This window comes from Roseofilum capinflatum BLCC-M114 (assembly GCF_030068505.1).
Taxonomy (GTDB): domain Bacteria; phylum Cyanobacteriota; class Cyanobacteriia; order Cyanobacteriales; family Desertifilaceae; genus Roseofilum; species Roseofilum capinflatum.
The window spans coordinates 1-11059 of sequence record NZ_JAQOSO010000098.1 but is presented as its reverse complement, the minus strand read 5'-3'; the positions used below and the strand labels follow the sequence as shown (position 1 = coordinate 11059).

Annotated in this window: 13 protein-coding genes; 4 read left to right on the top strand and 9 right to left on the bottom strand. The window is 48.4% G+C overall.

Features of this window, described 5'->3' with window-relative positions; translation table 11 throughout:
- The gene (gene rlmD, locus PMG25_RS18920; protein WP_283768454.1) at positions 1 to 1419 is read right to left on the bottom strand and encodes a 23S rRNA (uracil(1939)-C(5))-methyltransferase RlmD; all 1419 of its coding nucleotides are present in this window, start codon (positions 1417 to 1419) and stop codon (positions 1 to 3) included.
- 91 nt (positions 1420 to 1510) lie between these two features.
- On the opposite strand from rlmD, the gene apcD reads away from it, so the two are divergent.
- Complete coding sequence (apcD, locus tag PMG25_RS18915; protein ID WP_283768453.1) at positions 1511 to 1996, top strand: allophycocyanin subunit alpha-B; 486 nt, start codon at positions 1511 to 1513, stop codon at positions 1994 to 1996.
- A 302-nt stretch (positions 1997 to 2298) separates the two neighbouring features.
- Here the strand turns inward: apcD and PMG25_RS18910 are convergent, their stop codons facing one another.
- Both PMG25_RS18910 and PMG25_RS18905 read right to left on the bottom strand, forming a co-directional pair.
- Positions 2299 to 3708: a reverse transcriptase family protein gene (locus PMG25_RS18910; RefSeq protein WP_283768452.1), complete on the bottom strand. Its 1410-nt coding sequence runs from the start codon at positions 3706 to 3708 to the stop codon at positions 2299 to 2301.
- A 40-nt stretch (positions 3709 to 3748) separates the two neighbouring features.
- Positions 3749 to 4528: a Uma2 family endonuclease gene (locus tag PMG25_RS18905; RefSeq protein ID WP_283768451.1), complete on the bottom strand. Its 780-nt coding sequence runs from the start codon at positions 4526 to 4528 to the stop codon at positions 3749 to 3751.
- Positions 4529 to 4616: 88 nt separating this feature from the next.
- On the opposite strand from PMG25_RS18905, the gene PMG25_RS18900 reads away from it, so the two are divergent.
- Entirely contained in the window at positions 4617 to 5024 is a 408-nt protein-coding gene (locus tag PMG25_RS18900) for a gamma-glutamylcyclotransferase family protein (protein ID WP_283768450.1), read from the top strand.
- Here the strand turns inward: PMG25_RS18900 and PMG25_RS18895 are convergent.
- The 6 genes from PMG25_RS18895 to PMG25_RS18870 form a co-directional block, all read right to left on the bottom strand.
- Complete coding sequence (locus PMG25_RS18895; RefSeq protein WP_283768449.1) at positions 5021 to 5611, bottom strand: anti-sigma factor family protein; 591 nt, start codon at positions 5609 to 5611, stop codon at positions 5021 to 5023. The two genes, PMG25_RS18900 and PMG25_RS18895, sit on opposite strands and share 4 nt — an antisense overlap.
- Positions 5612 to 5761: 150 nt before the next feature.
- The gene (locus PMG25_RS18890; protein WP_283768448.1) at positions 5762 to 6418 is read right to left on the bottom strand and encodes a sigma-70 family RNA polymerase sigma factor; all 657 of its coding nucleotides are present in this window, start codon (positions 6416 to 6418) and stop codon (positions 5762 to 5764) included.
- Between the two features lie 121 nt (positions 6419 to 6539).
- Entirely contained in the window at positions 6540 to 7082 is a 543-nt protein-coding gene (locus PMG25_RS18885) for a late competence development ComFB family protein (RefSeq protein WP_283764809.1), read from the bottom strand.
- Between the two features lie 143 nt (positions 7083 to 7225).
- A complete protein-coding gene (locus PMG25_RS18880; RefSeq protein ID WP_283768447.1) occupies positions 7226 to 8083 on the bottom strand; it encodes a M23 family metallopeptidase in 858 nt (285 codons plus the stop codon).
- 44 nt (positions 8084 to 8127) lie between these two features.
- Complete coding sequence (locus PMG25_RS18875; protein ID WP_283768446.1) at positions 8128 to 8340, bottom strand: Hfq-related RNA-binding protein; 213 nt, start codon at positions 8338 to 8340, stop codon at positions 8128 to 8130.
- A 12-nt stretch (positions 8341 to 8352) separates the two neighbouring features.
- Complete coding sequence (locus PMG25_RS18870; protein ID WP_283768445.1) at positions 8353 to 8607, bottom strand: hypothetical protein; 255 nt, start codon at positions 8605 to 8607, stop codon at positions 8353 to 8355.
- A 78-nt stretch (positions 8608 to 8685) separates the two neighbouring features.
- On the opposite strand from PMG25_RS18870, the gene dapF reads away from it, so the two are divergent.
- Positions 8686 to 9522 (top strand): diaminopimelate epimerase, encoded by an 837-nt coding sequence (dapF, locus tag PMG25_RS18865; protein ID WP_283768444.1) that lies wholly within the window; start codon positions 8686 to 8688, stop codon positions 9520 to 9522.
- Positions 9523 to 9534: 12 nt separating this feature from the next.
- Entirely contained in the window at positions 9535 to 10680 is a 1146-nt protein-coding gene (locus PMG25_RS18860) for a hypothetical protein (protein WP_283768443.1), read from the top strand.
- The last annotated feature ends 379 nt before the right edge of the window (positions 10681 to 11059 follow it).

Sequence of the window (11059 nt, the reverse complement as noted above, 5' to 3'; positions counted from 1 at the left end):
CTATTCCCTATTCCCTAGCGCGTTCATGTCCGCGAAGCGGAAAGCGCTATATTCATTCTTCATTAAAAACGCCACCGCCTCCACATGCGCCGTTTGCGGGAAAAAATCCACCGGTTGCACTCGCGTCAGGCGATAGGCTCCAGACTCACAGAGAATCTGAAGATCTCGCGCCAACGTTGCCGGTTTGCAACTGACATAAACCAGACGCGCAGGACGCAGGCTTAACAACCCTTGCAACACTTCCGGCTTGCAACCTTGACGGGGCGGGTCAAGTAAGACAATATCCGGTTGATGGTCTAATTGGGGTAGAATATCCTCCACTTTGCCTACCTGAAACATTACATTCTCGATATCGTTTAACTGAGCATTTTCCCTGGCTTGTTTAATGGCTTCTGCTTGGACTTCTATTCCCGTAACCTGTTGCACTTGACGCGCGATGGGTAAGGTGAATGTACCAATGCCACAATAGGCATCTACGACCCGTTCTGTGCCTTGTAAGTCCAGGTGCTGGAGAATCATCTCTAACAAGGCTTCTGCGGCTTCGGTATTCACCTGAAAAAAGGTATCGGCTCCTAAATGGAAGGTTAAACCAGCAAATTGCTCCCGCACATAGGGTTGTCCGACAATGGAGAGGGTCTGCTTACCAAAAATACGATTGGTTTTATCCGGGTTAACATTCAGACAAACCCCAACCACCCCAGGATATTGGTTTAACCAGTTCTGGCTATGGGTCGCTAAACCCGGTAACCGGCGCTTCGTCGCCACTAGAGTGATTAAAATTTCTCCCGTGCGCTGACCCATACGCAGACACAAATGGCGCAAGAGTCCCTTGTGGACTTGTTCATCATAGGCTGACCACTTGGCCAAATCAAACTCTTCTTTGAGGTGAGCCAAAAGGGGATTTAAGCGCTCATCCTGAACAGGACATTGATTCAGGTTAATCAGTTTATGGGTTCCTTTTTGGTAATATCCCGCTTTGAAGATGCCAATATCCGACAGTTCTAGGGGATAGGACACCTTATTCCGATAGCCGAAGGACTGGGGAGCGCCGATAATGGTAGAAACGGGAGGATCGGCAAATTTGCCAATCCTGCTTAAGGCTTCTGTAACTAGGGTTTGTTTCGCCTGTTGCTGATAGTCATAGCGTACATGCTGCCATTGGCATCCCCCGCATTTATCGGCGACAATGCAAGCCGGACGAATGCCATGGGGAGACGGTTCGAGCAGTTCTTCGATCGCTCCTTTGGCAAATTGGGGCTTAACATAGAGTAACCGAACCCGGAGGCGATCGCCCGGAACCGTATTCGGCACAAACACCACCCGGTTGTCTACCCGTCCCACTCCGTCCCCCGTATCGCTTAAGGAAGCGATCTCCATTTCCACTATTTCACCTTGTTTCCAGTTCGATTCTGTTTGCATCTTGTTAAGTCTCTCTTCCCTTGTGTCCCACCCAATAGTTAAACTAACAGGATATTGATATTCCGTTTAGGATAGGGATTCCAACATAATCATGAGCGTCGTTACTCAAGTCATTCTCAATGCAGACGAAGAATTGCGCTATCCGAGCGCAGGCGAACTGCAAAATATTGAAGCCTTCTTAACCACCGGAGAACAGCGCACTCGCATTGCCTCCACTCTCACGGAAAACGAAAAGAAGATTGTCGATAAAGCCACGCAAGAGCTGTGGCGCAGAAGACCTGATTTCATTGCACCTGGGGGTAATGCCTCTGGTACAAGGGAACGGAATCAGTGTATCCGTGATTATGGCTGGTATTTGCGGCTGGTGACCTATGGGGTTCTCGATGGTAGCACCGAGACCATTGACCAGATCGGTGTTTTAGGTGCGCGGGAAATGTACAATTCCCTCGGCGTACCCCTAGCAGGTATGGCAGAAGCCATGCGCTGCTTGAAGCAAGCCTCTTTAGCTCTGTTGAGTGTAGAAGATGCTCAAGAAACGGCTCCTTATTTTGATTTTCTGATTCAAGCCATGTCTTAATCAGAAGGTTGGGCGAACCGCCTCTACGAAACAACCCGTAGGGGCGGGTTAAACCCAAATCTAGGACACCCACAAATCAATAATGTAAACCCGCCCCCACCCCACCAATAGACCCACCGGAAATCATGGTATCGACATCGGGTTGGGCGGGTTCATCACAATGTCCCTACACCAAACCCCGTAGGGGCAGGTTTTCCCAAATTTATGACACCCAGAAACCGGGTTTCTTCCTTCGCCAAAACTACCGGGATTGTTGGGTTTGCGTCATTCCGCTTGCGCGACCTTCGCAATGACATACTGTGTCACTTTCGCCCATACTTTTGACGAATGCGACTCACTTGCTCTTGAAATTGAGCGCCTTTTTCTGGATTCACCATGGCCACAAAATTAGCATATCCCTGAATGGAAGCCAACAGATTTCCCGAATGACCCCAATGTTTGCCTTCCAATCCTTCGGTTTCGATTTGGTGTAGGGTGGCGCGAAATTTCTTCAAGGTTTTTCGGTCTATATTTAACCCTTCATTAACCACAATTCCGGTAACATCGAGTTGAGAAGATTTGCGGCGTAAAATTCTCGTTTTCTCAGGATGAAGGGTAAAACTTTCATAGTCAATAATGGATTCAGTACGGCGCAAAATTCTACAGATATTTCTCAGGGAATCACCGGAAGCAGAAAAGGTGAGATCGTCAGCATAGCGGGTATAGGTAAAGCCCAATTCATCCGCCATCTGGGTTAAGCGCTCATCTAAATGACGACAAATGAGATTAGAAATGGCAGGACTCGCAGGAGATCCTTGGGGAAGATGTCGCTGATTGAGGGCAATATAATAGGTTTGACCATCTAAGCTCACTTCTTCGACATCGGGAGCAGTACAAATTAAGGCCAAAATAGTGGCTACGGCTTCTGAGTAGCCGAAGGAACGAAATAACCCTTTGACGCGGCGATAGGAGATGGAGGGAAAGAAGTCTTTTAGGTCTAGGTTAATGACGACTTCTGCGCCTATATGGGGGGTAGCATTGGTAATGATGGAGCGATCGCGGCGAAAGCCATGGGCCGCTTCATGAACCGGAATCTTCTCTAAAATCTGACTCAATATCCAATATTGCGCCCGTTTTAATCGGGGCATGGGTACAGAAATTAACCGTTCACCCCCCGTCTTTTTCGGCATTTTGAAGCGGATATAGTGGGATACAGTGGCTGTTTTCCGGTCAAAGGCCAAAAACCTTAGCTCACCCAAGGTAATCCCCATCGCTTGGGCAATATCGGCGGCTGTGGCCAATTGAGGCAGTCCCTGGCGATCGAGTTCTGAGACATTACTCTCCTGCTCACTTAACCCCCCAGAAACCTCTTCCCCTAAATAAACAATCTCCTGTTGTTGGCGCTCTTGCCAAGCTTGCGCCCTGGCTTGTCTTTCCTGTTCTCGTCGTTGTTTCGTTTCTTCCCGTTTCCGCCGAGACTCCGCTAACCGTTGCTTTCGCAATTGCCGACGGATGGCTTGTTCGTCTTGCAGTTGACGATGTTTTTGCCGTAGCTCTCTGAGTTGCTGATGCAGTTCTGACCGACGGCGAATTTCATCGGCTGGATCTTCGGGCATTTCACCCTGTTCGGGCCAAAATCCATAGCGAATCATTTCTTCGAGGATGAAGGCTTCACGACCCATGGTGCGAATGCGGTCATAAAGTTCTTGGCGGGTACGGGGTTGATCGGACATGGTAGGGGAATGGGGAAATGGGGGGATAGGGGGGATAAAGCTAAATCTCTGTGGGATCGATGCCCAATTCTTGCAATTTGGCTGCTAGTTTAGCTGCTTTTTGATTGGCTAGATTGGCTTCTTCTCTAGCAACAGTAGCCTCTTCTTGTGGGAGCAAAATTAACTCACCATCTAGGGTTCTCCAGCGTAACCACAGGCGATCGCAACCCTGATAAGTGCCTTGCCACAAGCCTAAACTTAACCCAATTTGGGGAATCACCAAGCGTCCGTCAGTTAGGGCAACTCGTTGGTAACGACCTCCCACGAGCTGAAAGGCTTGTAATTCATTGGTATAGCGACTGAAGATGAAGTAATAGGGAATGCGTAAAATCTGTTCGTACACTTCCCATTTGGTTGGGGGTTCTCCCGGTTTTCGGGTGGTATTTCCTAGGTCTTCATCTTCGCTACTTGGAGAAAGAAGTTCTACGACGATAAAGGGATTGACCGGTTCTTGCCAGCAGACATAACTGAGCCGTAGGTCTTGTTCTTCGCCATAAAATCGAGGTACATCGATGGCGGCAAACCAATCTGGACGTTTATGCCATAGAGGATGGCTAGAATTGTAATAAACGTTCATATCTGCGGCTGAAAAGACGCGATCGCGATCGCACTTTGGAGGTTTGAACGTTAACAGCAAAATTTGGGGCTGCCAAATATGAAATTCATCCGCCAAACCGGGTTCCTCCGGGTACTCACTCGGTAAATCATACATGCTTGGTAGAGTTTCACGGGCCGGTAAGGGTGGATCGCCGGGTGGAGGAGAGGTGAAGGTTGAGGTCATAGTCTAGGGTTAAGCCATGCTGCTTTTCCTTGTATAACATATTAGTCAATAATATTATTGATGTTTTATTCAAACTTGGCTCAAGCAGATGTTCAAAGTTTTTGTCTATGGGACGCTCAAGCCCGGTGAAGTCAATTACCGGCGCTACTGTGAGGGGAAGATTGTGAAGGAAGAGGAGGCGATCGCCTGGGGTCGTTTATTTTTACTGCCTATGCCCATGGGTTATCCTGCCCTAACAGTGGGAGCCAACCGCATTCAAGGATACTTGCTCTCTTTTCAGGATACCAACCTGCTCAATCAGCTCGATCAATTAGAGGGCTATCACCCCGACTCGCCCTTAGAGGATAACCAATATCTACGCCAGTCGATTCCTGTATTTCGGCCGACCGGTGAACCCCTGGGTGATGCCTTAGCCTACTTGATGAGTGTAGCGAAGATTGAGCAATACGGAGGGACAGAATTACCGGATGGTTGTTGGTCTCCCATCTCTAATTAGCGGTCGTTCTGGAGCATCTGATGGAGATCGCCGGTTGCATTGGGCATTCCCAAGGGATTGTTATCGGATTTGGGGATAGAAATCAGGGGTTGATCGAGAGCAATACGCATCAGAGCAGCTCCTTCTTGGGGAGTAGGAGTTGCGGCCATTCGGGGGAACAGTTGTCCAGAATTAGCAAAGGTTGTGGATAGGGCAGCTACGGCAGCAGCAGCGATCGCCCCTGTACCCCATAATAGGGCCCTACGTTTGGGTTGTCTTTCTAAACGGCCCATCACTTGAGTGACCGTTTCCTCCACTGGTTGCTCTTCGGGAGGAGTAGGCAGCATTTCAAAGCCTTGACGAAGTTTGAGCAAGCGTTGGTAGAGACATTGAACCGTGGGGTCATTGTCTAGCCATTCTTCCACCTGTTTGCTTTCCGAGGCACTGGCTTCGCCATCGAGATAGGCACTGAGCAGTTCAAAGCGATCGCGTTTTAACATATCAGGTACACCCGTATGTGAATGGGGGCTGGTGTCATTCCGGGAAGGAACTGGAGATAAATATCCATGCTTCTGGGAATGGGGTTGACAATCAAAGTGAGGAGTCATCGTGGGTCACCTACCAAGTTGATAAACGTAAGATCACACTGAGTGACTAACCCAAGATAGTGTACACCTAATGATCCTAAAAGGGGTATTTAAGTTTCCAATTAATCTTAAGATTCTCAACACGAATTCTGAACCGGTCGGGGGTTCATTCTAGCTGTTGAGATACTTCTGAAGTTGAACCTGTAGGCGTTGACGCGCCCTAGCAATCCGAGATTTTACCGTTCCTAGAGATACGCCAGTAATTTCGGCAATTTCTTCATAGGCCATGCCTTCAATCTCTCGCAGGATAATCGTTGTACGAAAAGTTTCCGGCAAATCGGCGATCGCCTGTTTCAGTTTTTCGTAAAACTCTGTTGTCGTCAGGCTCTCTTCCGGGCCTGGCTCATCAGCCGGAAGTTCCCAACTTATCTCCTCATCATCAAAGCGGCGCGGCGCATCTAAAGAAATCGGGGGTCTCATCCGTTTACGCTTACGCAGCTCATCATAAAACAGATTGGTGGTAATCCGACTTAACCACCCGCGAAACTTAGCTGGCTCTTTTAGGCGCTTAACATTACGATAAACGCGAATCCAGACTTCCTGACCTAAATCTGCCCGGTCTTGCCAATCTGGAGCCAGATGATAGAGCATCCGATTGACATGGGATTGATATCGTCTGACTAATTCAGCGAACGCCGATTTGTCAGGGCGAAGACCCGCCTGACAGCGAACAATGAGATCGGTGTTTGAGAGTTTTTCGGGCTGCACAGGTGCTTGAGGAACTCCTGCCCCAACCGTTGACCAGGATAAAGAAACAGATTGACTCATGGACAGAATTCGTGCTTAAACACTCCAGTCTTTCATGACGCAAGGTTGAGCGCTAAGTTCCCGTTCAATCTTCCCTCAGTTTACCTGAAAGAGGACATTATCCCTAGGATGGGGTCGTCACTTATTCTAGGGGCTGAGATTTTTTCTCGTAATTTGGAGCATAAGCTTGCAATAAATGGCTGACCTGAGAGAGGACGTTTTCGCTCTTACCCAGAGCTTGCCGTTCCGGTTCTTGGGGTTTTTCTTGGTTCTTAGAAATGGCAGCTTCAACTTGCTGTTTAATTAACTCCATCAGCTCTTGTTTGGCGCGATCGCGTTGATAGCGGGCCCCTTCTTCTGTGGTCGCATAGAGGGGCGGTAAACGATTGAGGGCGTAAGCTGCCACATCACCCAAATCTAGTTTAATCCCCTCTTTCTCTTCGATCGCCGCCACTCGTGTCATCGACTCGGTTAGTACCAATTCTTCCATCACATTAATAAATTGCTTACGAGGAACTGCCACCACTTCGCCCGTTAATAAACACCCCATTAACCGGTCTAAAGCCATGTATTCCTCAATGGATAGCTCTGAGGCATTGTCACAAATATTACCCACCTCAGCTTCCATGGCTGGGGTTAAATAGCCATCCTTGAGGGCCTGTTCCACAATCTCTTGGATACTCATAAGACTGAATCTACTCCACAGTTTCCTTGCTCACCATTAACGATATACTGTTCTTCCATCTTCCCCTAGTTTGCCCCAGGATTCTCTACGATCCGGATCAATGTGACATTGTGCAACATTTTAATGGTTGGAAATCGATCGGTTTATTCAATTCCTTCAAAGCGCCACGGAACTGGATCGACAGCCACTCCATTCACATAGAGTCCCCAATGTAGATGGGGCCCGGTGGACGTACCGGTTGATCCGACTGTACCAATGACTTGACCCGCTTTGACCATTTCTCCTTCCTGAACGTTAATCGTGTGCAGATGAATAAAAATGCTCAAGATACCTTGGCCATGATCGAGGCCGATGGTATTGCCATGGAGTTCAAATCCATTCGCTTCTTTTCCGACTAGGGAAATAATTCCGGCCGCTGGGGCGATCACTGGGGAACCGGTGGGGGCAGCATAATCGACTCCCCGATGGTAATAATTTTCGGCAAACTCTCCGTTGTAGTACCGTTGAACGCCAAAGACGGTGGACACATACCCATCGTTTGGGCGTAAAAAGGGGCCATTCCAGAATTTTTGCGGCGTGACGAGGCGCTTAAATTCGTCTACCCGGTCAAATTCGTAGTCAGTTCCGCGAATGGCTGCGTCACTTTCGGAAAACCAAATACTTTGGGTGGGAAAGGAGCGATCGCCCATTCCCACTCTCACGGTTTCTCTAGTGCCATCTCCCTGAACTTCTATCGACCAAGTACCGGGTCGATCTAAGGGACTCGACGGAATCAAGGCCCGATAGCGATCGCCACTTAAGGGAAATACCGGGTAAGTAGTATTGCCCATTCGTACCGTGGGAGGGTCGGGGCTGGTGACCTGAATTTGCACGGAAATCGTATCTCCGAGTTGGGCAGATTGGGGATTAACTCGAACTTGTAAGGCTTGCAAGGGCTGGCTTAGGGCTGCCCAAGAGACTAGGGAGATCAGAGCAGATTGATAGGGGGTAAAAACGTTCATCGAGCGATCGGGGATGGAAGAAACTCAGATAAAGGACAGATAATTTAGGGTTTGGGTTTGATAAAAACAATCGCCTGTCGCCAGACGATGGTGGGTTGTTCGTAATGATCCATCAAGCAAAGACAGTTGGCATCTTGCCAAGTTATTTTACCTACGATCAGGTCGTCGGTGACTAACTTAAGTTCCACTTCATTTTTTTCTTGGATGAAGTTCTGGATATTGCGAATACTGGGTAAGCTGGTATCGAACTCGGACATAGTTTAAGAGGGTTAATGACGGTTTAATCGGGAATTAGAGCCTCCCGAACAAAGTTTAACAAGGGATGTCTGAAAATGGGAGTGGGGAATAGGGAATAGGGAATAGGGAATGGGCAATAGGCAATAGGGAATGGGCAATAGGGAATGGGCAATAGGCAATAGGGAATAGGGAATGGGGAATAGGCAATAGGGAATAGGCAATAGGGAATAGGGAATGGGCAATAGGCGATAGGCGATAGGCGATAGGCAATAGGCAATCTTCCCCATCTCCCCATCTCTCCATCTCCCCATTCCCCCACTCCCCCACTCCCTATTACCATAATGAAAATTGAGTAGAGCAAGGTTATGGAACTGCAATTTACCAAGTATCAGGGATTGGGGAATGATTTTATTTTGCTGGATAATCGGGGCAGTGATACGCCTCTGATTACGCCGGAGCAGGCAGTTGGGTTGTGCGATCGCCATTTTGGAATAGGAGCCGATGGCGTGATTTTTGCCCTCCCTGGAGAAAAGGGGACGGATTACACCATGCGGATTTTTAATTCTGATGGTTCGGAACCCCAGATGTGTGGCAATGGCATTCGCTGCTTTGCCCAGTTTGTCGCCCAGTTAGACGGCTCTGGAAAGGAAGAATATCAGATTTCGACTTTGGCCGGGGTCATGGTTCCCAAACTGGGGTCAGAGGGGCAGGTAACGGTGGATATGGGCATTCCTCGGTTGGGGGGTGCAGAGATTCCGACGACCTTGGGATCGGGAACCGATCCGGTGGTGGATCATGCTTTGCAGGTAGCAGGACAATCTTGGTTAGTGACCTGTGTGAGCATGGGAAATCCCCATTGTGTCACCTTTGTAGAGGATGTGGAGGCGATCGCCCTAGAACAAATTGGCCCCCAATTTGAACATCATCCCGTTTTTCCAGAGCGGATTAACGCCGAATTTGTACAGGTTATCTCCTCCAACCGGGTAAAAATGCGGGTTTGGGAACGCGGTGCTGGGATCACGTTAGCTTGTGGGACAGGGGCTTGTGCAACGGTTGTAGCTGGGGTACTCTCTAAGAAGTGCGATCGCCATACGACAGTCGAATTGCCCGGTGGCGATCTCGACATTGAGTGGGCCACAAACGATAGACTATACATGACCGGCCCAGCTCAAGCCGTGTTTACTGGCCAAGTTGTAATCTAAAGAGGACGATTCATGGGTGGGGGAATTTATCTGATTCAGGATGAGGATCATTTGGTGGAAATGATGGAACAATCCTATGATTCAGAAGAGCGCCTGCAAGAATTAATTGAAAAATATCCCAATCTTTTAGCAGGGGATCAAATTGACCGAGCCACCCCCAGACGGTGGTTAGGGATCACTCGTGAAATTACCTCCACCCTGGATGAAGAGGATGATAACAGTTGGTCTTTAGATCACTTATTCGTCGATCAAGACGGTATTCCTACCCTAGTTGCCGTTCAGGGAGAGGACAGCAAGCGATCGCGCCGGGAAATGATGGGTACAATGTTAGAATATGCCGCCCAACTTCCCCTACACTGGCCCGTAGAAGCGGTCATTTCCCAATTTGAACTCAACTGTCGGGAGCAAGGACGAGACCCCGAACAGGTGTTTGAATCCTTTTTAGGAACCGACGTAGATGAGGAAAAATTCTGGCAGAAAGTTAAAACCCATTTGCAAGCGGGACAAGTGCGCTTAATGTTTGTCTCCGATGAAGTTTCTCCAGAATTTCGAGTCATGATTGAGTTTCTCAATACTCAAATTGACCCCTTAGAAGTTTTAGCCTTAGAAGTCAAGCAATACGTCAGTGAAACCGGCTTAAAAACCCTGGTTCCTCGCGTGATTGGCAAAACCGCAGAATCCCAGCAGAAAAAAGCCAGTACCGTCTTAGAACGCAGGCGTTGGGATAAAACATCATTTTTCTATGAATATGAGACAAGACAGAGCTACGAAGAGGCGCAAATTGTACGCAGGTTGTATGATTGGATCATCCAACATCAGCCCCTGAAGATTAAATGGGGAATGGGAGATACCTATGGTGGCTTTTCAGTTTGGGTATCGCCCCCCAATGGAGAAATGAGTGAGTTTTTTAGTATTAGTATTGATGGCGTGCTTCAGGTTTCCTCTAGAAGCTATGCAACCCTAGCGCCATTTGATAAAAAGAAAGAATGGGATTATCTCAGAAATCAGTTTAGCGCCATTGGTTTATCTCTCCCCGTCGATCCAGTTGAACCCCGGTTAACCAGTTTTGTCCTATCGAGTTTACAGGATGAATCTGCCCTAAATCGGGTGATCAATGTCTTAGAGTCCGTATTGGGTAAGGTTATGGGGAACAATTAACAATTAACAATTTTCAGTGCATTAGGGTAGGGTGGGTTAGGCGGCTAAAACCTAGACTCTGACAGCAATCTATCAATCCGCCGTAACCCACCATTTTAGGGTTGTTACTTTTCACCCCCTTCACCCCCTGCCCACCTTACCCATTTTCAGATCAGCGATCGCCCAAACTATCAATCATGTCATTGCCAATGGAACGCAGTGGAATGAAGCAATCTCCAATCATGTCATTGCGAATGGAACGCAGTGGAATGAAGCAATCTCAATCATCTCGCGAATCGTAGCGATCGCTTCCCTGCGATCGCACTGACATCTATAGCAAACTTAAAATGAGTTATGTAATGGCTGCCCCTCATCCCCCAGCCCCTTCTCCCGCAGGCGC